Source organism: Micromonospora terminaliae (assembly GCF_009671205.1).
Taxonomy (GTDB): Bacteria; Actinomycetota; Actinomycetes; order Mycobacteriales; family Micromonosporaceae; genus Micromonospora; species Micromonospora terminaliae.
Map to the genome: position 1 here is coordinate 5,042,400 of NZ_CP045309.1, position 22,635 is coordinate 5,065,034.

The 22,635-nt window shown below is 73.2% G+C and carries 20 protein-coding genes, 3 pseudogenes and 1 riboswitch; of the genes and pseudogenes, 15 read left to right on the forward strand and 8 right to left on the reverse strand.

The genetic code is table 11. The features are described from left to right. Window positions 1-245 precede the first annotated feature (245 nt). The 7 genes from GCE86_RS23160 to pstB all read left to right on the forward strand — a co-directional run bounded on the left by GCE86_RS23160 (window position 246) and on the right by pstB (window position 7,387). A complete protein-coding gene (locus tag GCE86_RS23160; RefSeq protein ID WP_091267462.1) occupies window positions 246-959 on the forward strand; it encodes a winged helix-turn-helix transcriptional regulator in 714 nt (237 codons plus the stop codon). Window positions 960-1,116: 157 nt separating this feature from the next. Next, a complete protein-coding gene (locus GCE86_RS23165; protein ID WP_154228880.1) occupies window positions 1,117-1,980 on the forward strand; it encodes a polysaccharide deacetylase family protein in 864 nt (287 codons plus the stop codon). Window positions 1,981-2,046: 66 nt separating this feature from the next. Then, window positions 2,047-2,973 carry a mycothiol synthase gene (gene mshD, locus GCE86_RS23170; protein WP_154228881.1) on the forward strand — a complete coding sequence of 309 codons (927 nt, stop codon included), beginning with the start codon at window positions 2,047-2,049 and terminating at the stop codon, window positions 2,971-2,973. Between the two features lie 301 nt (window positions 2,974-3,274). Beyond that, the gene (pstS, locus tag GCE86_RS23175; RefSeq protein WP_154228882.1) at window positions 3,275-4,378 is read left to right on the forward strand and encodes a phosphate ABC transporter substrate-binding protein PstS; all 1,104 of its coding nucleotides are present in this window, start codon (window positions 3,275-3,277) and stop codon (window positions 4,376-4,378) included. A 41-nt stretch (window positions 4,379-4,419) separates the two neighbouring features. Then, window positions 4,420-5,505: a phosphate ABC transporter permease subunit PstC gene (gene pstC / locus GCE86_RS23180; protein WP_154228883.1), complete on the forward strand. Its 1,086-nt coding sequence runs from the start codon at window positions 4,420-4,422 to the stop codon at window positions 5,503-5,505. Then, window positions 5,502-6,590, forward strand: a complete 1,089-nt coding sequence (pstA, locus tag GCE86_RS23185; protein ID WP_154228884.1) for a phosphate ABC transporter permease PstA — start codon at window positions 5,502-5,504, stop codon at window positions 6,588-6,590. The genes pstC and pstA overlap by 4 nt, the downstream gene beginning before the upstream one ends. A 20-nt stretch (window positions 6,591-6,610) precedes the next feature. Next, window positions 6,611-7,387: a phosphate ABC transporter ATP-binding protein PstB gene (pstB, locus tag GCE86_RS23190; RefSeq protein WP_091267442.1), complete on the forward strand. Its 777-nt coding sequence runs from the start codon at window positions 6,611-6,613 to the stop codon at window positions 7,385-7,387. Between the two features lie 71 nt (window positions 7,388-7,458). Here the strand turns inward: pstB and GCE86_RS23195 are convergent, their stop codons facing one another. Beyond that, window positions 7,459-8,649, reverse strand: coding sequence for an epoxide hydrolase family protein (locus tag GCE86_RS23195; protein WP_154228885.1), 1,191 nt, complete (start codon window positions 8,647-8,649; stop codon window positions 7,459-7,461). Window positions 8,650-8,711: 62 nt separating this feature from the next. Between GCE86_RS23195 and GCE86_RS23200 the strand changes: the two genes are divergently transcribed. Continuing rightward, a complete protein-coding gene (locus GCE86_RS23200) occupies window positions 8,712-9,668 on the forward strand; it encodes a helix-turn-helix transcriptional regulator (protein ID WP_154228886.1) in 957 nt (318 codons plus the stop codon). Window positions 9,669-9,670: 2 nt separating this feature from the next. Here the strand turns inward: GCE86_RS23200 and GCE86_RS23205 are convergent, their stop codons facing one another. Next, window positions 9,671-10,498, reverse strand: a complete 828-nt coding sequence (locus GCE86_RS23205; RefSeq protein WP_154228887.1) for an NUDIX hydrolase — start codon at window positions 10,496-10,498, stop codon at window positions 9,671-9,673. Between the two features lie 103 nt (window positions 10,499-10,601). Between GCE86_RS23205 and GCE86_RS23210 the strand changes: the two genes are divergently transcribed. Both GCE86_RS23210 and GCE86_RS23215 read left to right on the forward strand, forming a co-directional pair. Continuing rightward, window positions 10,602-11,189, forward strand: a complete 588-nt coding sequence (locus GCE86_RS23210) for a DinB family protein (protein ID WP_154228888.1) — start codon at window positions 10,602-10,604, stop codon at window positions 11,187-11,189. Between the two features lie 61 nt (window positions 11,190-11,250). Beyond that, entirely contained in the window at window positions 11,251-12,219 is a 969-nt protein-coding gene (locus tag GCE86_RS23215) for a Gfo/Idh/MocA family protein (RefSeq protein WP_154228889.1), read from the forward strand. Window positions 12,220-12,260: 41 nt separating this feature from the next. Here the strand turns inward: GCE86_RS23215 and GCE86_RS23220 are convergent, their stop codons facing one another. From GCE86_RS23220 to GCE86_RS23230, 3 genes are all read right to left on the reverse strand, one after another. Next, window positions 12,261-13,265, reverse strand: a complete 1,005-nt coding sequence (locus GCE86_RS23220; RefSeq protein WP_154228890.1) for an inorganic phosphate transporter — start codon at window positions 13,263-13,265, stop codon at window positions 12,261-12,263. Between the two features lie 4 nt (window positions 13,266-13,269). Next, entirely contained in the window at window positions 13,270-13,896 is a 627-nt protein-coding gene (locus tag GCE86_RS23225; RefSeq protein WP_091267422.1) for a DUF47 domain-containing protein, read from the reverse strand. Window positions 13,897-14,016: 120 nt separating this feature from the next. Beyond that, complete coding sequence (locus GCE86_RS23230) at window positions 14,017-15,006, reverse strand: PPK2 family polyphosphate kinase (protein ID WP_154228891.1); 990 nt, start codon at window positions 15,004-15,006, stop codon at window positions 14,017-14,019. 116 nt (window positions 15,007-15,122) lie between these two features. Between GCE86_RS23230 and sigJ the strand changes: the two genes are divergently transcribed. Further along, window positions 15,123-16,076 carry an RNA polymerase sigma factor SigJ gene (gene sigJ, locus GCE86_RS23235; protein WP_154228892.1) on the forward strand — a complete coding sequence of 318 codons (954 nt, stop codon included), beginning with the start codon at window positions 15,123-15,125 and terminating at the stop codon, window positions 16,074-16,076. 7 nt (window positions 16,077-16,083) lie between these two features. On the opposite strand, the gene GCE86_RS23240 is transcribed toward sigJ, so the two are convergent. Next, the gene (locus tag GCE86_RS23240; RefSeq protein ID WP_154228893.1) at window positions 16,084-16,590 is read right to left on the reverse strand and encodes a DUF402 domain-containing protein; all 507 of its coding nucleotides are present in this window, start codon (window positions 16,588-16,590) and stop codon (window positions 16,084-16,086) included. Between the two features lie 124 nt (window positions 16,591-16,714). Between GCE86_RS23240 and GCE86_RS32640 the strand changes: the two are divergent. Continuing rightward, window positions 16,715-18,058: pseudogene (locus GCE86_RS32640) on the forward strand (ATP-dependent DNA helicase); the annotation flags it as partial. Window positions 18,059-18,169: 111 nt separating this feature from the next. Continuing rightward, window positions 18,170-18,856, forward strand: a pseudogene (locus GCE86_RS32645) (ATP-dependent DNA helicase); the annotation flags it as partial. Between the two features lie 52 nt (window positions 18,857-18,908). On the opposite strand, the gene GCE86_RS23250 reads toward GCE86_RS32645, so the two are convergent. After that, window positions 18,909-20,225, reverse strand: a complete 1,317-nt coding sequence (locus tag GCE86_RS23250) for an AI-2E family transporter (RefSeq protein ID WP_154228895.1) — start codon at window positions 20,223-20,225, stop codon at window positions 18,909-18,911. A 124-nt stretch (window positions 20,226-20,349) separates the two neighbouring features. Between GCE86_RS23250 and GCE86_RS23255 the strand changes: the two genes are divergently transcribed. Further along, a complete protein-coding gene (locus GCE86_RS23255; RefSeq protein ID WP_154228896.1) occupies window positions 20,350-20,697 on the forward strand; it encodes a GroES family chaperonin in 348 nt (115 codons plus the stop codon). Window positions 20,698-20,767: 70 nt separating this feature from the next. Next, window positions 20,768-20,935 carry a hypothetical protein gene (locus GCE86_RS31705; protein ID WP_167364318.1) on the forward strand — a complete coding sequence of 56 codons (168 nt, stop codon included), beginning with the start codon at window positions 20,768-20,770 and terminating at the stop codon, window positions 20,933-20,935. Window positions 20,936-20,965: 30 nt separating this feature from the next. Here GCE86_RS31705 and GCE86_RS23260 read toward each other — a convergent pair. Next, window positions 20,966-22,439, reverse strand: a pseudogene (locus GCE86_RS23260) (PrsW family intramembrane metalloprotease); the annotation flags it as partial. A 23-nt stretch (window positions 22,440-22,462) separates the two neighbouring features. Further along, a riboswitch (SAM riboswitch) is annotated at window positions 22,463-22,583 on the forward strand. Window positions 22,584-22,635 lie beyond the last annotated feature (52 nt).

Genomic DNA, 22,635 nt, shown 5'->3' on the forward strand with positions numbered 1-22,635 from the left:
CCGATCGTGCCAGACCGGGCCGGGCGGGCGGAGTCACGGTTTCGGCAACGTTAAAACCCGAGCCGCGATCGGGGGCAGACCAGACAAACAGGAAATGGTACGGAGGTGACGGCCGGACGATCGGTTACGCTCAAGCCGTTACCCGCCCGTCAGCGACGCCGGGACCCACGCAAGTTCTCAGCGCCACCCTCCGGAGTGCCGCTGGTCGCGCGCGGCCGGAGTGCCGCCGGGACGGAGGTGATCGTGTGGAGCTCCTGCTGCTGGTGACCGCGCGCGCAGGTGAGCCATCGGCAGTGCTGCCGGCACTCGACCTGCTGCCGCATTCGGTCCGCACCGCGCCGCGTGACGTGCGCACGCTGGTCTCCGGCCCGACCCCGGACGCCGTCCTCGTGGACGCCCGCGCCGAGCTGAGCGAGGCACGCGCGACCTGCCGGATGCTGCACGCCACCGGGCTGGGCGTCCCGCTGGTCGCGGTCGTCACCGAGGCCGGCCTCATCGCGCTCAACGCCGACTGGGGCGTGGACGACGTGATCCTGGCCGGCGCGGGTCCCGCCGAGGTGGAGGCCCGGCTGCGGCTCGCGGTCGGCCGGCTGAGCAACGCGACGGCGGGGGCCGGCGGCTCGATCCGGGCCGGCGAGCTGACCATCGACCCGGACACCTACGCGGCCAAGCTGAAGGGCCGCCCGCTCGACCTCACCTACAAGGAGTTCGAGCTGCTGAAGTTCCTCGCGCAGCACCCGGGCCGGGTGTTCACCCGGGACCAGTTGCTCCGCGAGGTCTGGGGCTACGACTACTTCGGCGGCACCCGCACGGTCGACGTGCACGTCCGGCGGCTGCGCGCGAAGCTCGGCTCGGAGTACGAGTCGATGATCGGCACGGTGCGCCAGGTGGGCTACAAGTTCGTGGTGCCGCCGTCGCGCTCCCTGCCGGAGTCGGAGCCCGCCCCGCTGCCCGTCTGACCGGGGCTCTTCCCCACCGTCCCCCATCGGGGATGCTTAGCCCAGTTCGCCCTTTTTGCCCATCCGGTCAGACCTACTCTGACTGCCGGATCTGCCGGGCGAAGGGGGCGACGGTGCGTGCGTTGATCACGGGGGCGACGAACGGTCGGGCCGGCTGATGTCGGCCTCGACGCTCCGCGCGGCCGGGATGGTGACGTTGGTGGTGGCCGCGCTGCTCGGCTCCGCGTACGCGCTCGGGCGCAGCCTCATGCCCGAGCACCCGCCCCGCGGCAACGGCGTGGCGGCCAGCGTCCGTGCACCGCACTACGGGGACCAGCCGCCCAGCACCGAGTTCCCCGGCCCGCCGGGCGGCGGTTACGGCAGCCCTGACGCCAGCCCGAGCGCCCCCGCAGCCAGCCGCCGGGCGGACGACAGCGACGGCCCGTACGGCGCGGAGGTCAGCACCGGCTCGGCACGGATCGCGCTGACCTTCGACGACGGGCCCGACCCACACTGGACCCCGCAGGTGCTCGCCCTGCTCAAGGAGTACGGCGTGAAGGCCACCTTCTGCATCGTCGGCGAGAACGCCGAGGCCCACCCCGACCTGGTCCGGTCGATCGTGGCCGACGGGCACACGCTCTGCAACCACTCCTGGAACCACGACATCACGCTGGGCGACCGCTCCCCGGACGCCGTCCGGGACGACCTGAGCCGCACCAACGACGCGATCCTGGCGGCGGCGCCGGACGCGCGGATCGCCTACTTCCGGCAGCCCGGCGGCGCGTGGACCCATCAGGTGGTGTCGGTCTGCGAGGAGCTGGGCATGACGCCGCTGCACTGGGCGGTCGACCCGACGGACTGGCAGCTGCCCGGCGCCGCCAAGATCACCGAGACGGTGCTGACCGAGACCCGGCCGGGTTCGATCGTGCTCATGCACGACGCGGGCGGCGACCGTTCCGGCACGGTCGAGGCGTTGCAGCACCTCCTCCCCGAACTGCTGCAGCGCTTCCAGCTCGAGGCGCTGCCCACCGGCACCACGTGACCACCGCCACCGCACGGTGCCGGCGTCCGGCATGATCGGCGGCCCGCCGGCCGCTACGGTGGCGGGATGAGCAGCACCACGCCGACCGTCGACCGTGTCGTCCGCGCCGACCGGCTGGCGCCGGTCGAGGTCGCCGAGGTGCTGGCGCTGGCCCGCGTGGCCGGCGACGCGGACGGCGCGGACCCGCTCGACGAGCACGTGCTGCTCCGGCTGCGCGACCCCGAGGCGCCCGCCGTGCACATCACGGCCCGGGCCACCGACGACACCCTGACCGGGTACGCCCACCTCGACACCACCGATCCGGCGAACGGGATCGGGGTGGAGCTGGTGGTGCATCCGGCGTACCGGCGGCGGGGCACCGGCCGGGCACTCGCCCGGGGTGTGCTGGCCGCCGCCGCCGGGCCGCTGCGGGCCTGGGCGCACGGCGACCACCCGTCGGCCGCCGCGCTCGCGGTCGACCTGAGCTTCACCCGCGCCCGGGTGCTCTGGCAGCTGCGCCGCCCGCTCACCGCCGCGCTGCCCGAGCCCGCCCTGCCCGAGGGGGTGCGGCTGCGCGCGTTCCGCCCCGGCGAGGACGACGACGCCTGGCTGGCGGTCAACAACGCCGCCTTCGCCGCGCACCCCGAGCAGGGCCGGTGGACCCCCGCGGACCTGCGGGTGCGGCTCGCCGAGCCGTGGTTCGACCCGGCCGGCTTCCTGCTCGCGGAGGACTCGGCCACCGGCCGGCTGCTCGGCTTCCACTGGACCAAGGTGCACGAGCGGCCGGGCTCGGCCCGGATCGGCGAGGTCTACGTGCTCGGCGTGGACCCGTCCGCGCACCGGGGTGGCCTCGGCCGGGCGCTCACCACGGCCGGGCTGTCCTACCTGCGCGACCGGCGCGGGCTGGACCGGGTGATGCTCTACGTGGACGACTCCAACAGCGCCGCGGTGGCCCTCTACGAGCGGCTCGGCTTCGCCCGCTGGTCGGCGCACGTCAACTACCACCTCGGCTGACCGCCCGCCGCCACCTCGCGGCCCCCGAAGAACGGCGGTCACGGCCGCATCACGCCGTGGACTCGGCCGGATAACGGGTGCCCGGAAAAATCGCACTATTAGCGATAGTGGCTCGCCAGTTCACGAAATGGACAACGCGCCCTCAGGCTACGGCCACCGGGCCGGCCGCGCCTGTTCATCTGCCGTTCACTTCCGACCGGCGAACCGTCTACCTGGCACTTCTACCTTTCCTTTCAGCCGGTCAGCGCCGGCACCCGGGAGACCGGGCGACCTGACAAAGACGTGAAGGGAAACCCCTCAGGTGAAGCTCCAGCGGCACGGCGCCATTGCCTGCCTCGCTCTTACCGCGGTGCTCGGTCTCAGCGCCTGTGGCTCGGACAACAACGAGCCGACCGGCACCTCCGCCTCCGGCTCCGCTGCCGCGGTCGACTGCGGCAAGGGCACGCTGAACGCGCAGGGTTCCTCCGCGCAGAAGAACGCCATGGCCGAGTGGATCAAGGCGTACCAGCAGAAGTGCTCCGGCACCACGATCAACTACGAGCCCACCGGCTCGGGCGCCGGCATCCAGGCCTTCATCGCCGGCACCGCCGACTTCGCCGGCTCCGACTCCGCGCTCAAGCCGGAGGAGCAGCCGCAGGCCGACGCCAAGTGCAGCGGCGGCCAGGCCCTCAACCTGCCGATGGTGATCGGCCCGGTCGCGATCGTCTACAACGTCAACGGCGCGGACAACCTCCAGTTCAGCCCGGCCACCCTGGCGAAGATCTTCGCCGGCAAGGTGACCAAGTGGGACGACCCGGCGATCAAGGGCGACAACCCGGACGCCAAGCTGCCGTCGGCCGCGATCCAGGCGGTGCACCGCTCCGACGAGTCGGGCACCACCGACAACTTCACCAAGTACCTGTCGAAGACCGCGGAGTCCGACTGGACCTTCGGCAACGCCAAGGCCTGGAAGGCCCCGGGCGGCGTCGGTGCGGCGAAGTCCGACGGTGTGGCCAGCAAGGTCAAGGGCACCGAGGGCACCATCAGCTACGTCGAGTGGTCCTACGCCGAGAACTCCGGCCTGAAGATGGCCAAGGTCAAGAACGGCAACGGTGAGTTCGTCGAGCTGACCGGCGACTCGGCCGGCAAGACCATCGCCGGGGCCAAGTTCGAGGGCCAGGGCAACGACCTCAAGATGTCGATCGACTACAACACCAAGGAGGCCGGGGCGTACCCGATCGTCCTGGCGACCTACGAGATCGTCTGCAGCAAGGGCCTCGCCGCCGACAAGCTGCCGCTGGTCAAGGGCCTGCTGAGCCACGCCGCGAGCGCCGAGGGCCAGCAGGAGCTGGTCGAGCTGGGCTACGCCCCGCTGCCCGAGACCGTCCGCACCAAGGTCGAGACCGCGGTCAAGAGCCTCTCCTGACGCACTGACCACACACCTCCTCTACCGAAGCGAGCGAGCAGATGGGTGACACCCCTCACCGCTCGGCGCACGCCGGCACCGGCGGGACCCGCGTGGCCACGAGCCACGAGTGGCCCGCCGGTGCCTCGGCGCGTGTGGCCGAGCCCTCCGGCATCCCTGGCATCCCCGACAACGGCCTGGGTGGCGGCGGTGGGCTGCCCCGGGCCCGGGCCTTCGGCGCGGAACGCGCGTTCCGTGGCCTGACCCTTGCCGCCGGCACCACCGTCCTGGTGGTCATCGCGGCCATCGCGGTCTTCCTGATCGCCAAGGCCGTGCCGGCCCTGCGGGCGAACAGCGAGTCCTTCTGGACCTTCGAGGGCTGGTTCCCGAACGACGACCCGCCGAAGTTCGGCATCGGCGCGCTCGCCTTCGGCACCGTCCTGAGCTCGCTGCTGGCGCTGCTCATGGCGGTGCCCGTGGCGCTGGGCATCGCCCTCTACCTGTCGCACTACGCCCCGCGCCGCCTGGGCAACGCCCTCGGCTTCCTCGTCGACCTGCTGGCCGCCGTGCCCAGCGTGGTCTTCGGTCTCTGGGGCCGGGACTACTTCGCCCAGCCGGTCGCCGACCTGTCGGCCTGGCTGAACAAGTACTTCGGCTGGATCCCGATCTTCGGCGAGGGCCCGTACGGCAGCTCGATCCTGCTCGGCTCGGTGGTGCTGGCGATCATGGTGCTGCCCATCGTCACCTCGCTCTCCCGCGAGGTGTTCCGGCAGACCCCGAACGCCAACGAGGAGGCCGCCCTCGCACTCGGCGCCACCCGCTGGGAGATGGTCCGCACCGCGGTCCTGCCCTACGGCCGGCCGGGCGTCATCGCCGCCGTGATGCTGGGCCTGGGCCGGGCGCTCGGCGAGACCATCGCGCTGGCGCTCACCCTCGGCTCCACGTACGCCATCTCGTTCAACATCCTGCAGAGCGGTGGCAACTCGATCGCCGCGAACATCGCGAACCGGTTCGCCGAGGCGAACGACACCGGCCGGGGCGCCCTGATCGCCTCCGGCCTGGTGCTCTTCGCGATCACGCTGATCGTCAACATCACCGCGCGGGCGATCATCCACCGCCGCCGCGAGTTCACGGAGTCGGCCGCATGACCACCACCGTCACCTCCCACCGCCCGCAGCCGCCGGCCCAGCCGCTCACGCTGCGGGCCCGGCGACTCCCGGCGTACGCCGCGCCGGCCATCGCCGTCGTGGCGCTGCTGGTCTCGGCCGGCATCGTCTACGGCGCCGGCATCGGCGGCCCGGTCCTCGTCGTGGTCGTCGCCGCGCTGCTCTACCTGGTCGGCCTCTACACCGCCGCGAAGGCGGTGGAGGGCCGGCGGGCCGCCCGCAACCGGACCTGGAGCGCGCTCATCCACTCCGCCTTCGTGCTGGCGGTGTTGCCGCTGGCCTCGGTGGTCTGGACCCTGGTGAGCAAGGGCACCGAGCGGCTGGACGGCAACTTCTTCGGCACCTCGATGAACAACATCGGGGCCCGGGACGCCAACGGCGGCGCCTATCACGCCATCATCGGCACCCTGGAGCAGGTCGGCATCGCCACGCTGATCACCGTCCCGCTCGGCCTGCTGTGCGCCATCTACATCGTCGAGTACGGCCGGGGCCGGTTCGCCTTCACCATCCGCTTCTTCGTGGACGTTATGACCGGCATCCCGTCGATCGTCACCGGCCTGTTCGTGCTGGCCTTCTGGGTGCTGGTCGTCTCGCCGTGGTTCAACGACGGCCGGCCGGGCTTCTCCGGCTTCGCCGCCGCGCTGGCCCTGAGCGTGCTCATGCTGCCGACGGTGGTGCGCTCCACCGAGGAGATGCTCCGCCTCGTGCCGGCCCCGCTGCGCGAGGGCGCCTACGCCCTCGGCGTACCGAAGTGGAAGACCATCCTGCGGGTCGTGCTGCCGACCGCGCTGCCCGGCATCGTCACCGGCATCATGCTCGCCATCGCGCGGGCGGCCGGCGAGACGGCGCCGGTGCTGCTCGTCGCCGGCGGCGGCGCCGCGATCAACTTCAACCCGTTCGAGAACAACCAGTCGTCGCTGGCCCTCTTCGTCTACCAGCAGGCCGGCGAGGCCTCGAAGTACTCGCCGGCGCGGGCGTGGACCGCGGCGCTGACCCTGGTCGCCCTCGTCCTCGTCCTGACCGTCGCGGCGAAGTTGCTGGCCCGTCGCAACCGGCTCGGCCGATGAACCCCGGAGGTACCACCACCATGGCCAAGCGCATCGAAGCCACCGACGTCACCGCCTACTACGGCGGGTTCAAGGCGATCGAGAACATCAACCTGACCGTCGAGCCCAAGACGGTCACCGCCCTGATCGGCCCGTCCGGCTGCGGGAAGTCCACCTTCCTGCGGTCGATCAACCGGATGCACGAGGTGCTCCCGGGCGCCCGGGTCGAGGGCAGCCTGACCATCGACAACCAGGACATCTACGACCGCGACGTGGACGTCACCGCGGTCCGCCGGATGATCGGCATGGTCTTCCAGCGGCCGAACCCGTTCCCCACCATGAGCATCTTCGAGAACGTGGTGGCCGGCCTGCGGCTCAACGGCGTCCGGCGCAAGTCGATCCTGGAGGAGGCGGCCGAGAAGGCGCTCCGCTCGGCGAACCTCTGGGACGAGGTGAAGGACCGGCTCGGCAAGCCGGGCGCCGGCCTCTCCGGCGGTCAGCAGCAGCGGCTCTGCATCGCGCGCACCATCGCGGTCGAGCCGCAGGTGGTGCTCATGGACGAGCCCTGCTCGGCGCTGGACCCGATCTCGACGCTGGCCATCGAGGACCTGATGTTCCAGCTCAAGGACAAGTTCACGATCATCATCGTCACGCACAACATGCAGCAGGCCGCCCGGGTGTCCGACCGGACCGCCTTCTTCTCCATCGAGAAGACCGGTGACCCGGGCCGGCTCATCGAGTACGACAACACCCAGAAGATCTTCAGCAACCCGAGCCAGAAGAAGACCGAGGACTACATCACCGGCCGCTTCGGCTGAGCCGCTGACAAGCCCGGTCCGCGGGGGCCCCGGTCGAGCCCGACCGGGGCCCTCGGCGTGTCCGCGCCGGCTCAGCGCAGCGCGGCGAAGAACTGCCGGAGGTCCGCCACGAGCAGGTCGGGCACCTGGTGGGCGGCGAAGTGCCCGCCCCGGTCGTACGTGTGCCAGGACACGATGTTCTTGTGGTCGCGCTCCGCCAGCGTGCGGATCGACTGGAAGTCCCAGGGGAAGTTGGCCAGGCCGAGCGGGACGGTGGTCGGCTCCGGCACCGCCGTGCCCCGGCCGTTGACCTTCTGCGTCGGGTGCACCACCTCGGCGTCCTCGTAGTAGTAGCGGGCCGCCGATGCGGCCGTGTTGGTCAGCCAGTAGATCGTCGTGTTGGTGAGCACGTGGTCGGCGTCGATCTGGTCCCCCATGAGCTGGCCCAGCCAGCCGAGCAGGCCCACCGGCGAGTCGGCCAGCGCGTGCGCGACGTTCTGCGGCTCGGTCGAGTGCAGCTTGTCGTAGGCGCCCCGCCGCTGCACGAACCAGTCGGCGAACGCCACCTTGCCCCGCTCCTCCTCGGTGAGCGCGGCCAGCTCGGCGGGGTCACCGGACGGCAGGGAGAAGACCTGCGTGACGTGCACTCCCAGCACGTGTTCCGGGTCGGCCCGGCCCACCTCTGGGGAGACGAAGGCGCCGAGGTCGTTGCCGGCCGCACCGTACCGCTCGTAGCCGAGGCGGCGCATCAGCTCGGCCCAGGCGCGGGCCACCCGGTGCCGGTTCCAGCCGCGCTCCCGGGTCGGCCCGGAGAAGCCGAACCCCGGCACGGACGGGATGACCAGGTGGAACGCGTCGACCGGGTCGCCGCCGTGCGCCCGCGGGTCGGTCAGCGGCCCGATCACGTCCAGCCACTCCGCCACGGTGCCCGGCCAGCCGTGGGTGAGGATCAGCGGCGTGGCCTCCGGCTCGGGTGAGCGGACGTGCAGGAAGTGCACCCGCTGCCCGTCGATCTCGGTGGTGAACTGCGGGTACGCGTTGAGCCGCGCCTCCCACTCCCGCCAGTCGTAGGTGGTCCGCCAGCGCTCGGCCAGTCGCCGCACCCAGCTCAGCGGGACGCCGTACTCCCAGCCGGGCGGGACCGGACCGGCGGGAGCGGCCGGGTCGGGGTCGGCGGGCAGTTCCTCGGCCCAGCGGGTCCGGGCCAGCCGGTCGGCGAGGTCGTCGAGGTCGGCCTGCGGCACGTCGATGCGGAACGGGACGATCGCGGTGTTGTCAGCCATGCTCCGAGCCTACGAACCGATTAGGAAGGCCTCGTTCCTAATGCGCTGGCAGAATCCGGAGAATGTTGGAGACCTCGGCGCGGCTGCTGCGCCTGCTGTCGCTGTTGCAGACCCCGCGCGACTGGACCGGCGCCGAGCTGGCCGACCGCCTGGCGGTGAGCACCCGCACCGTGCGCAACGACGTGGAGCGGCTGCGGGCGCTGGGCTACCCGGTGCACGGCACGCGGGGCGCGGTCGGCGGCTACCGGCTGGGCGCGGGCGCGGCCCTGCCCCCGCTGCTCCTCGACGACGAGGAGGCGGTGGCGGTGGCGGTCGGGCTGCGCACGGCCGCCGGCGGCAGCGTGGCCGGCATCGAGGAGACCTCGCTGCGGGCGCTGGCCAAGCTGGAGCAGGTGCTCCCCCACCGGCTGCGCCGCCGGGTCACCGCCCTGCACACGCACACCGTCCGGGTCCCGCACGACCAGCCCGGCCCGACCGTGGACGCCGGGACGCTCAGCCTCATCGGGGCCGCCTGCCGCGACCGGGAGCGGCTGCGCTTCGACTACGTCCGGCACGACGGGACCGCCGACCGGCGGGACGTCGAGCCGTACCGGCTGGTCAACTGGGGCCGGCGCTGGTACCTGGTGGCCTTCGACCCGGCCCGGGACGACTGGCGCACCTTCCGGGTGGACCGGATCAGCCCGCGCACGCCGACCGGTCCCCGGTTCGCGGCCCGCGACCTGCCCGGCGACGTGGTGGACCGGGTCCGGCACGGGGTCTCCGCGGCCGCCTGGCGCCACCGGGCCACGGTGCGCGTGCACGCTCCCGCCGAGGTGGTGGCCGAGCGGATCAACGCGGCCGTCGGCACCGTCGAGCCGGCGGGCGAGACGGCCTGCCTCCTGCACACCGGCGCCGACCGGCTGGAGACCATCGCGGTCTGGCTCGGCGTGCTCGATCTCGACTTCACCGTCGAGGACCCGCCCGAACTGGCCGACCTCCTGCGTACCCTCGCGGCCCGCTATCTCCGCGCGGCCGGCTGAGGTCAGGCCAGGCGGAAGCGGGGCTCGTCGGCGTCGGAGAGGTCGAGGTGCGGGGTGACCGGGGTGCCGGGGTCGCGGCCAGCCGCCGCGCGGGCCACACCGGCCAGGTCGCCGGCGGCGGCCACCTCGCCGAGGGTGACCATCGTCGGCGGGAGCATGGTGAGCTCGCCGGCCTCCGCCCGGGCCAGGGCGTCCGCCGGACGCAGCCACAGCGTGTGGTCGGCCTCGCCGGAGACGTCCCGGGTCCGCTGTCCCTCTGGCAGCAGGGCCACGAAGAAGTACGTGTCGAAGCGGCGCGGCTCGAACTCGGGGGTGATCCACCGGCTCCACGGCAGTAGCAGGTCGGACCGCAGGGTGAGGCCCTTCCCGGCCAGCAGGTCGGCGAAGCCGGTCCGCCGGTCCACCAGGCCCTGCCGGGCCGCCTCCCAGTCGTCCCCGCTCACGTCGCCCACCACGGTCCCCGCGTCCGGGCCGGCCAGCAGCACGCCCGCCTCCTCGAAGACCTCGCGGGCGGCGGCACAGACCACCGCCTGCGCCGCCGCCGGGTCGAGGCGGAGCCGCTCGCCCCAGTCCGCCGGCGCCGGGCCGGCCCAGTCCAGGTGGGCCTGCGAGTCGGAACGGTCCACGCCGCCGCCGGGGAAGGCGTACATCCCGCCGAAGGTCATGGCGGCCACCCGGCGGATCAGGTACACCTCGAAGTCGGCGCCGGCCGGCCGGAGCAGCAGCACGGTGGCGGCGACCCGGGGCACGGCCGGCACACCGCCCTCGGCGCGGAACCGGCGGGCGTGCTCCACGAGGGCGGGCGGCGCCGCGAAGCCGTCGATCGTCATGCCCCGAGCCTAGTTCCCGACCAATGGATCATGCGCTCGGCAGCGGGACGGCGGTACGGGCCGGGGCTGCGCTCGGCGCCGGTGCGTGGCAGGGTCGGGGCCCATGATCGATGAGTTCGCGAAGGAGTACCTGCACCACGACCTGCGCACGCTGCGCGCGACGGTGCTCTGGAAGCTCGACGGCCTGTCCGAGTACGACGTACGCCGCCCCCTGACCGCCACGGGAACCAACCTTCTCGGCCTGGTCAAGCACCTGTCGATCATGGAATCCAGGTACTTCGGCGAGGTCTTCGGCCGGCCGTCCCCCGAGCCCCTGCCCCGGTGGGACGCCGACGACGACGGCACCGACATGTGGGCGAGCGAGCACGAGACGCGCGCGGAGATCGTCGACCGCTACCGGCGGGCGTGGGAGCACTCGGACGCGACGATCGACGCCCTCGCCGTCGACTCGCCCGGCCATGTGCCCTGGTGGCCGCGCCCGGACGTGAAGCTGTTCAACATCCTGGTCCACGTGCTCACCGAGACCAGCCGGCATGCCGGCCACGCCGACATCCTGCGCGAACAGCTCGACGGCTCCACCGGAGCCCTGGCCGAGTACGCGCACCTGGAACCCGACCCGGCGACCCGGGAGGCGCGGCGGGCGACGATCGAGCGGGCCGCCCGAGCAGCCGCCGCCGGCGCACCGCGCTGAGCCTTCCCGACGGGTGGATCTCCGGCCCGCCCATTCGGCGTGCCGGGATAGCGTGCCGGGCATGACGCGTTGGGGAATCCTGGCCACCGGAAACATCGCCGCTCGCTTCGCCGAGGACCTGCGGCTGGCGCCGGGAGCCGAGCTGGTGGCGGTCGGTTCGCGTACCCGGGAGAGCGCCGACCTGTTCGCGCGGCGGCACGACATCCCCCGGGCGTACGCCTCCTGGGCGGAACTGGCCGCGGACCCGGACGTGGACGTCATCTACGTCGCCACCCCGCACGCCGCGCACCACGAGGCGGCCCTCACCTGCCTGGCCGGCGACAAGGCCGTACTGGTGGAGAAGCCCTGCACGCTCGACCTGCCCACCACCACGGAGCTGGTCGAGACGGCCCGCGCACGCGGCCTCTTCCTCATGGAGGCCATGTGGATGCGATGTAATCCGCTGATCCTGCGGGTGCTGGAGCTGATCCGGGACGGCGCCATCGGCGAGGTGACCCACATCCGGGCGGACTTCGGCGCGGCCGGCCCGTTCCCGCCGGAGCACCGGATGCGCGCCCGGACGCTGGGCGGCGGCGCACTGCTCGACCTCGGCGTCTACCCGCTGAGCCTGGCCCACCTCGTGCTCGGCACGCCGCAGCACGTCCAGGCCTGGGCGAAGCTGGGCCCGGAGAAGGTGGACGAGAACACCGGCATGGTCCTCGGCTGGGACTCGGGGGCCGTGGCGACGCTGAGCTGCGGGATGGTCGGCGCCACCGCGATCACCGCGTCGATCACCGGCACGACAGGACGGATGGACCTGCCGGAGCCGTTCTACCGGCCGGGCGCGGCGGTGCTGCACCGGGCCGGCGCGGAACCGGAGACCATCCCGGCCGACCTGACCGGCGGCGGCTACCAGCACGAGGCCATCGAGGTGCAGCGCTGCCTGGCGGCGGGGCTGATCGAGAGCCCGCTGGTGCCGCACGACACCACCCTCGAACTGATGGGTCTGGTCGACGACATCAAGGCCCGGATCGGCGTCTCCTACGCGTGAGGGTCCCCCGCCACGGCGGGGGACCCCTCGACGTCGGGCGCTCAGAAGAGCGGGCGGACCAGCAGGTACGCCAGGCAGGCGATCGCCGCGGCGGCCGGGAAGGTGATGATCCAGGCGATCACGATGTTGCCGGCCACGTTCCAGCGGACCGCGGAGAGCCGCTTGGTCGCGCCGACACCCATGATCGCCGAGGTGATCGTGTGGGTGGTGGAGATCGGGGCCTTCAGCACCAGGGCGTTGAAGTAGAGCACGGCGCTGGCCACGGTCTCGGCCGCGAAGCCCTCCGGCGGGCCCAGGTCGATGATCTTCCGGCCCAGCGTCCGGATGATCCGCCAGCCGCCCGCGTAGGTGCCGGCCGCCAGCATTGCCGCCGACGTCCAGAACACCCAGCCGGGGATGTGCGTCTTGGAATCCTGGAAGCCGCCGGTGTAGAGGGCCAGCACGATGATGCCCATGGTCTTGGCGGCGTCCTGCATACCGTGGCCGACGGACATGGCGGCCGCCGAGGCGGTCTGTGCCCAGCGGAAGCCGCGGTTGAGCTTGCCGGGCTGGCCCTTCCGGAACAGCCACAGGATCGCCAGCATCACCAGGAAGCCGAGCACGAGGCCGACCACCGGCGAGAGCACCATCGGGATGATGACCTTCTCGAGGATGTTGCCCCACTGCACGACGCCGTCGTTGGCGAACAGGGTCGCGCCGACCAGGCCGCCGAAGAGGGCGTGCGAGGACGACGACGGGAGGCCGAAGTACCAGGTGATCAGGTTCCAGGCGATCGCGCCGAGCACCCCGGCGAAGACCACCCCCAGGCTCTCGATCCCGGTGGGCAGGGTGACCAGCCCGTCGCCGACCGTCTTGGCCACCCCGGCGCCGAAGTGCGCGCCGACGAAGTTGCCGACGGCGGCCAGCGCGAGGGCGACCCGGGGTGTCAGCGCCCGGGTGGACACGCTGGTGGCGATCGCGTTGGCCGCGTCATGGAAGCCGTTCGTGTAGTCGAACGCCATGGCGACCACGATCACCGCCAGCACGGCGATGAGTTCGGGACTCACAGGATCAGGACTCCTTGACCGCGATGGTCTCGACGGTGTTGGCCACGTGCTCGAAGGCGTCGCAGGCGGCCTCCAGCTCGTCGGCCACCTCCTTCATCTTCAGCACCGTGAGCGCGTCGTACTCACCGCTGAAGAGGCGGACCAGCAGCATCCGGTAGGCCTGGTCACCGTCGTTCTCGAGGCGGTTGCACTCGATCCAGTAGTCCTCGAGATCCTTCATCGACTTCAGCCGGGGCATGGCCTCGGCGGTCAGCTTGGCCTGCTGGTCGAGGACGTTCACCAGCTCGTGCATCTCGCGCGGCAGCGACGGCAGCTTGGTGAGGCCGTAGAGGTAGAGCAGGTTGCCGACCGCCTCCAGGTGGTCCATCACGTCGTCGAGCAGCGAGCCCAGACGGTAGATGTCCTCCCGGTCGAACGGGGTGATGAAGGTAGAGTTGATCTTCTTGTAGAGCTCGTGGGTGATCTGGTCGCTGTCGTGCTCGACCTCGGTGAGCCGCTCGCTCACCGACTGGACCTCGACACCCGGCAGAGCCAGCTCGTTGAGCAGCTCGGTTCCCTTCACCAGGTTCTGCGCGGCCCTGGTGAAGAGCTCGTAGAAGGCGCCCTCGGTGGGGCGGAAGGAAAACTTCACAGCACGGACCTCGTCGTGTCGGTGGAAGGGTGGCCGTCGCCCCGGAAGGCGTCTGCTCTGCGCATGCTAGGTACCCCGTGGAACCGGGCTACGCCCGGCCCACCCCTGGTCAGGCCCGATTCACCGCTCGTTCACCTGTTGTTCACCTTGCCCCGTGCCACCCTCGCTCCGCAGCCGGTCCCGCTCCCGCGCGAGGTCGAAATCGGCAGGCGGATACCCCAGATCCAACCCGTCGAACGTCTCCCTGAGCAGGTGCGCCACCGCCCAGTCGCGGTACCACTTCCGGTCCGCCGGCACCACGAACCAGGGCGCGTCGTCCGGGCCGCACCGCGCGATCGCCTCGGCGTACGCCGCCCGGTAATCGTCCCACCGGGCCCGGGTGTCCAGATCGCTCGGGTTGTACTTCCAGTACTTCGTGGGATCGGTGAGCCGCTCCATCAGCCGCTCGCCCTGCTCCTCCCGCGAGATGTGCAGCATGACCTTCACCACGGTGACCGCGTTGTCGGCCAGTTCCCGCTCGAAGTCGTTGATCAGGTCGTAGCGGCCCCGCCAGGTCGCCTCGTCGACCAGGCCCTCGACCCGGGCGATCAGCACGTCCTCGTAGTGCGAGCGGTTGAAGACGCCCACGTAGCCGGGCGGCGGGAGGGCCCGGCGGATGCGCCACAGGAAGTCGTGCCGCCGCTCCTCCGCCGTGGGCGGGCCGAACGAGCGGATGTGCAGCCCGAGCGGGTTCATGGCGCCGGCCACCCGCTTGACCGTGCCGTCCTTGCCGCCGCAGTCCATGGCCTGGAGCACCAGCAGCACCCGGCGCGGGCGTCCGCCGGCCAGGTGGGCGCCGGCCTGGGTCGGGGCACTCGTCGCGCTGCCCGGACCGGCGGCGCCCTTCGCGGAGGCGTACAGCATCTCCTGCTGCCGGCCGAGCTCCGCGCCGAGCAGCTCGACCTGCCCGCGCGCCCACTCCTTGCGCGCCTTGCCGCGCCCGGCCGCCGCGGGCAGCCCCGGCGTCGACCGGGGGTCGATCGCCGCCAGGTCCACCGGGCCCGGGCCGGCCCGGAGCAGTTCCCGCATCGCCCCGCCCTCGGGCCGCACCACCTCGTCGCCACCGCTCATCCCTCGATCCTCACCCACCTCGCCCGCACCCGCCTCCCGAGCGATGTCACATCCGGGGGCGGCGGCGCATCCAGGGGTACGGGGAGAATGGGAACTCCGGGCGGGAGGAGCGCGACGTGCACGAGCGGGCGGCGGAGTTCGAGGCGGAACGCGGGCACCTGCTGGCGGTGGCGCAGCGGATGCTGGGCAGCCGCAGCGAGGCGGAGGACGCGGTCCAGGAGACCTGGCTGCGGTACGCGGGCGCGCTCGGCGACCCGGCCGCCCGCGAGAAGATCCGGGACCTGCGCGGCTGGCTCACCACCACCTGCTCACGGATCTGCCTGGACGTGCTCCGCTCCGCCCGGGTGCGCCGCGAGGCGTACCCCGGTCAGTGGCTGCCGGAGCCGGTGGTGAGCCCGGTGCCGGCCGCGGACGGGTTCGCCCCCGACCCGGCCGAGCGGGTGGTCCGCACCGACCAGCTCGGCACCGCCCTGCTGGTGGTGCTGGAGCGGCTGACCCCCGAGCAGCGGGTGGCGTTCGTGCTGCACGACGTCTTCGCCGTGCCGTTCGCCACGGTCGCCGAGGTGCTGGGCACCACTCCGGCGGCGGCCCGGCAGCTGGCCTCCCGGGGCCGTCGCGCGGTCACCGCTCCCGACGTCCCGCGGCACACCGCCGACCTGGCCGAGCAGCACAAGGTGCTCGCCGCGTTCCTGGCGGCGGTCGAGTCCGGCGAGCTGGACCGGCTGGCCGAGGTGCTGGCCCCCGACGTGGTGGTGATCGGCGACAGCGGCGGGCACTTCCCGGCCGCCCGCAAGCCGGTGGTCGGCGCCGAGCTGGCGGGCCGCTTCCTCCTCGGCCTCTTCGGCCAGGCCGCCCGCTGGGGCGGCCCCCTGCACGCCCGGCCGGTGCTGGTCGACGGCACGCTGGGCTGGCAGGCGGAGACGGTCTACCGGGACGGCCGGCCGCTGCGGATGGTCACCTCGTTCGCCGTGCACGACGGGCGGATCACCGCCGTGTTCAACCAGCTCAACCCCGAGAAGGTGGAGCACCTGAGCGGGGTCGAGGAAGGCGGTTGGCCGCCGCGCTACTGAGGCCGGCTCAGACCACCAGGGAGAGCCACTTCCGGTACGACGTGGCGAACGGCTCGGTGCCGTCACCGAGCGCGCCGAGCAGCCAGCGGCCCGCCGCCTCGGCCTCGGCCACCACGTCGTCCGGGTAGCCCCAGCGGGCCCGGTGCTCGGCGAACTCGTCCTCGTCGCGCAGCTCGACGAGGCCGGTCTCCCGCCGGCGCACCACGTCCAGGTCGAGGTCGATGAGGTGGACGGTCTCCTCGCCCTCCCAGCGGGCCGGGGTGGCGATGTCGCAGTAGACCTCGCTGGTGCGTGGGGGCGGGTTGAACATGCCGGTCCACCAGCCGTGGTGGGGCACCAGCAGGACGAACGGAATCTGCTCCACGGAGGGCCGGCCGTGGTAGACCGACTCGGTGCCGGCCGGCACGCCCAGCCAGACGCCGAGGTCGTCCTCGGCGAGCCGGCGCGCCGGGTAGTCGCGGTGTGCGCTGCCGTCGTACTTGCGGTAGATCACGCGGACCACGTCGCTCGGCATGACTGGCACCCTAACCGATTCCGGCCACGCGACGCGATCGGCAGGTAACCGGACGCGACGCGGCCGCCACGCCACGCGCCGGAGCCGCCCGCCCCCTGTCGGCAGGGGCGGGTACGGTCGCACGGTGACCGCGCCCCGCACCGCCACCGGCCCCGTCCCGAAGAAGCGCCGGGGCGGTCGGCCCGGTGGCGGCGAGCTGCTGGCGGCGGCGGTCGGCAAGGTCCCGGGGGGCGCCGCCCGGCCCGGCCAGCAGCAGATGGCCGAGGCGATCGAGCGCAGCATCGGCTCCGGCGAGCACCTGCTGGTGCAGGCCGGCACGGGCACCGGCAAGTCGCTGGCCTACCTGGCCCCGGCGCTGACCGTGGACGGCCCCGTGGTGGTCTCCACCGCCACCCTGGCGCTCCAGTCCCAGCTGGTCGACCACGACCTGCCCCGGCTGGCCGACGCGGTCGAGCCGGTGCTCGGCCGCCGCCCCACCTTCGCGGTGCTGAAGGGGCGCCACCACTACCTGTGCCTGGCGCGGCTGGACAGCTCGGTCGAGGAGGAGCCGGAGGACACGCTCTTCGACGCGCCGCGCCCGAGCGGCGGCGGCACGAAGTGGCTCGGTGAGGCGGGCCGGCTGGGCAAGCAGATGCAGCGGCTGCGCGACTGGGCCGAGGAGACCGCCACCGGCGACCGGGACGAGCTGGACCCGGGCGTCGACGACCAGGTGTGGCGGAGCGTGTCGATGCCGGCCCGGGAGTGCGTGGGCGCCACCCGCTGCCCGTTCGGCCAGGAGTGCTTCGCGGAGGCGTCCCGGGCCCGGGCCCGCGAGGCGGACATCGTGGTCACCAACCACAGCCTGCTCGCCGTCGACATGCTCGCCGGGCGGCACATCGTCCCGCCGCACAAGCTGCTCGTGGTCGACGAGGCGCACGAGCTGGCCGACCGGGTCTCCTCGGCGGCGCAGGCCGAACTCGAACCCCAGCTCATCGACCGGTCCGCCCGCCGGGCCCGGCCGCTGCTGCGCCCCGACGTGGCCGAACGGCTCACCGAGGCCGGCGACGCGCTCGCCGTGGGGCTGGCCGAGGCACCGGCCGGGCGGCTCACCAACGGCCTGCCGCCCGCGCTGCGCGAGGCGTGCACCCTGCTCGACGCGGCCACCCGGGCGGCGCTCGAGGCGATCGGCGACATCAAGGCCGACGACCCGGACCCGGTGCGCAAGCAGCAGGCCAAGGCCGTGCTGGACGAGCTGTCCACCACCGCGCAGCGGCTGCTGGAGGAGGCCGACCACGACGTGGCCTGGGTGGAGAAGCCGGAGAACGGCAGCCGCCGCGCGCTGGTCGTGGCGCCGCTGTCGGTCGCCGGCACCCTCGCCACCCACCTCTACGACGAGCGCACCGTGGTCGCCACCTCGGCCACCCTGGCGCTGGGCGGCCGGTTCGACACGGTGGCCCGGGCGCTGGGCCTGGACGCGCCGCCGCCCGCCCCGCCGTCCCCCGCCGCCGCCGCGCTGGCCACCGCCGCCGCCGCCGGCCGCGGCGGCACCGCTCCCCCGGTGGCGAGCGCCGACGGCAGCCGCGCGGCGATCGGCACCGTCCCGGCGACCGAGGGGCCCGGCTGGACGTCGCTCGACGTCGGCTCGCCCTTCGACTACGCCCGGCAGGGCATCCTGTACGTCGCCGCGCACCTGCCCCGGCCCAGCGTCTCCGGGCTGCCCGAGGCGGCCGGCGAGGAGCTGCTGGCGCTGGTCGGGGCGCTCGGTGGGCGTACCCTCGGGCTCTTCTCCTCCCGCCGGGCCGCGCAGCAGGCGGCGGAGCTGCTCCGGGCGCGCACCGACCTGCCGGTGCTGCTCCAGGGCGAGGAGGCGCTGCCGCTGCTGGTCCGCCGGTTCCGCGAGGAGCGGGAGAGCTGCCTGTTCGGGGTGATGTCGCTCTGGCAGGGGGTGGACGTGCCGGGCGACTCCTGCCAGCTCGTGGTGATCGACCGGCTGCCCTTCCCGCGGCCGGACGAGCCGCTCGCGGCGGCCCGGGCGGCGGCCGTCGACGCCGGGGGCGGCTCCGGCTTCGCGGCGGTGAGCGTGCCCATCGCGGCGGTCCGGCTGGCCCAGGGCGTCGGCCGGCTGATCCGGGCCACCGGCGACCGGGGCGTGGTGGCGGTGCTCGACTCCCGGCTGGAGACCGCCCGGGGCTACGGCCCGTTCCTGCGCCGCTCGCTGCCCCCGTTCTGGTACACCACCCGCCCGGACGTGGCCCGGGGCGCGCTGGAACGGCTCCGGAAGAGCTGACGCCCGCGCCTCCCCAGGCAGGGGCGACGCGGGCGTCCGAGGCTGGGCCGGGTCAGGGCGCCTGGGAGGCGACCACCACGGCGTCCGGCGGGGTGTCCGGCACGGTCCGCGCGGCGAGCCGACGGATGGCGGTGTTGAGCACGGCGATCAGCGGCACCGCGACCAGCGCGCCGGCGATGCCGGCCAGCACCACCCCGGCGGCGATGCCGATGATCACGGCGAGCGGGTGGATGGCCACCGCCCGGCCCATGATCAGGGGCTGGAGCACGTGCCCCTCGACCTGCTGCACGCCGATGACCACGCCCAGGATGATCAGCGCGGTCACCGGGCCGCTGTCGACCAGCGCCACCAGCACGGCCACCACGCCGGACAGGAAGGCGCCGACGATCGGGATGAACGCGCCCAGGAAGACCAGCGCGGCCAGCGGGAACGCGAACGGGATGTCGAAGATGACCAGGAAGATGCCGATGCCCACGGCGTCGATGAAGGCGACCAGCACAGTGGCCCGCACGTAGGCGCCGAGCGTCGCCCAGGAGGCCCGGCCGGCGTCGTCCACCTTCCAGCGGGCCTTGACCGGCAGCAGCCGGACCAGGAACCGCCAGATGTTGCTGCCGTCCCGGAGGAAGAAGAAGGTCGCGAAGAGCACCAGGACCGTGCCGGTGAGCACCTCGGCCAGAGTGGCCGCCGTGTTGAGCGCCCCGCTGGTGAACTTCTCGGTGTTGCCGTTGATCCAGCTCTGCGCCTCGTCGATGTAGCGGTTGAGCTGGCCGTCGGAGAGGTGCAACGGACCGGTCTTGAGCCAGTCCTGGATCTGCCGGACGCCCTGCGACGACTTCTCGCTCAGCTCCGGCACGCCCTGGATGAACTCGTTCACCACGAGGGTCAGGGTGCCGATCACGGCGGCCAGGCCGCCGACCAGCACCACGCCGGTGGCCAGCGAGCGGGGCAGGCGGGCCCTGAGCAGCCAGCCGACCGCCGGGGCGAGCAGCGCGGAGAGCAGCAGCGCGACCGCCAGCGGAATGATCACGATGCGGATCGTGCCGACGATCTTGAGCAGCGACCAGGTCACGATGCCGATGACGATGAGCCGCCAGCACCAGGCCGCGGCGAGCCGCAGCGCGTGCGGCACCTCCCCGTCGTCCTGGCTGTTCGTCGAGGCGAACACGGGGGCGGAGGGCTCCGCGCCCACCACGGTCGCCGTCGGGGGCGCCGCCGGGCCGGGCGAGGAGGGCGAGGCCACGCGCTCGTCCGGATCGGCCGGCCGACGGGCCCGCGCCGACTCGCGGCCGGACTCGTACGCGCGGCGGAGCCGTCCGCGCATCCGCTCGAAGCGGCTCAAGCGCACCTCCCGCAACTTCGATCCGCCCATGCAACAGGGTGGACAGGATACGTCCGTCCGCCCCACCCTAGGGCGACTCCGCCACACATTGCCCCCCTGCCGCCCCGCCCAACCACGCCGGGATCGACCGGTGGGCACGCGGTAGCGTCTTCGCGTGACCGCCGACCAGAACCTCGACACCGGGCTGCCGATCCGCCTGCTGCACGACCGTGTGCTCGTGCGTACCGAGAACGGCGAGGGGGAACGCCGCTCCACCGCCGGCATCGTGATCCCGGCCACCGCGGCGGTCGGCAAGCGGCTGGCCTGGGCCACCGCCGTGGGCGTCGGCCCGCACGTCCGCTCCATCGTCTCCGGGGACCGGGTGCTCTTCGACCCGGACGACCGCTCCGAGGTCGAACTGCACGGCCGCGCGTACGTGCTGCTCCGCGAGCGGGACGTGCACGCCGTGGCGGCGGAGCGGGTGGACACCGGGTCGACCGGCTCGACCGGCCTCTACCTCTAGGCACGGCGCCGCCGTTTGCGCCGCTGCCCGGCGGGAAGCCCCAGGCACGACCGCGCCCTGGGGAGGGATCATGCCGGTAGTCGTGAAGAAGATCCTCGCCTGGGGATTCCTCGCGTTCCTGATCTACTTCATGGCCTTCCGGCCGGACGGCGCGGCCCAGCTGTTCAAGGGGATCGGGGTGGCCCTGATGGCCATCGCCCAGGGCCTCGGTGACTTCCTCACCGGCCTCATGAGCTGACCCGCCCCCGGGAGCCGCGTCAGGCCGGCGGCCAGGGGGCGCTGGAGCGGGCGCCGTGCCAGCCGGACGGGCCGTAGCCGGGCGGGAAAGCCGGCGGTGGCGGCGGAGCCAGCACCACGGGGATCGGCACCACCGGCTCGTCCGGGGCCTCGACCGCGCGCCGCGACCCGTCCGGGAAGCGCAGGAGGTAGCGCTGCCCGTCCCAGACCCCGACCGGCGCCTGCGGGTCCCGGCCCACGAAGAACGACCGGTACGCCCCGATCGCGTCGAGCAGTTCCCGCTCCTCCCGCGCCGTCCGGTCCCGCTCGGCGGGCTTGCCGTCCAGCCCTCGGCGCATCCCGTCGCGCAGCAGCGCCAGCCGGGTGGCGGCGAACTGGTAACCGCGCATCGCCTTCACCCCGCCGTCGCCGGCCACCCGCCGGGCCCAGGTGCGGGCGGCGTGCCGCCGGCCGAGGCTGCCCAGCGCGGCCACCTCGGGCGGGGTGAGCCAGCCCGCCCGCACGTAGTCCGGCAGGGTGCGCTCGGTGAGCCGCCCCTCCCAGGCGCGCAGCCAGACGGCCAGCCCCACCGTGCCGAAGAAGATCGGCACCATCACGCCGATGTAGCCGTAGAGCGCGATCAGCGGCTGGCCCGTGGCGGCGGCCAGCGAGGGCAGCAGGTTCCACGTGCCATGCAGCATCATGGCCAGCAGCAGGCCGGCGATCGGGGCGAGGATGCGCACCCGCCGGTCGGCGGTCCGCGCGGCGACGCCCAGACCCACACCCGTCATCGAGGTGAAGAGCGGGTGGGCGAAGCCGAACAGCAGGATCCGCACGATGAAGATCGCGATCACCTGGCGGGCGCCGGTGGCCGGGCCGTACTCCTCGACGCCAGTGCGGTAGCCGTAGCCGCCCAGGTAGAGGATGTTCTCCACCATGGCGAAGCCGACCGCGGAGAGCCCGCAGTAGACCAGGCCGTCGGTGACCCCGGAGAACTCCCGGCGGCGGAAGATCAGCAGCAGGAGCGGGCCGGCCGCCTTGGTCAGCTCCTCGATGAACGGGGCGACCAGCACGGCGGTCAGCGCCGAGGGCAGCCCCCAGTCCTCGAACAGCCGGGCGCCGGTCTCGTTGACCAGCAGCGAGATGGCGGTGGAGACGAACGCGCCCCAGGCGAAGCAGAAGATCAGATACTTCAGCGGCTCGGGCTCGTAGCGGTCGAGCCAGAGGAAGCAGGACACCAGCACCGGCACCGGCAGGATCGCCGCGATCACGCCCACCAGCAGCGCCTCGGCACCCAGGCTCTCGCCCAGGGTGAAGACCATGAAGACCGCGCCGGCGGCGATCAGCAGCACCACACCGGCCAGCGCCAGGAACCGCCGCCAGCCGATCCGGCGCAGTGGCATCCGGGGGGCCGGCGACCCGGGCGGAACGGCGGGCGCGGTCGGCGGCGGCGGCAGGGCTCCGCCGGGCGGGGTGACGGCCATGCGGTCAGCGTAGTCACCCGCGACCCACTGGTCCGGTCGCATCGCGGCCGCTATGCTCCCGAACAGGTCACGAGTGCCAGCGCGAAGCCCCGGCTTGCTGGCCGGCAACCCTCGTCGAGTTCGCGGTGGGGTGCCCCGGGTGATGACCGGGCCCAGCCCGAACCGCGTGCTGGGCAAGCGCGGACCCCGTTCCCGGTGCCCACCCACCCGGGGTCCCCTGGACCCGGGAGGCTCCGGC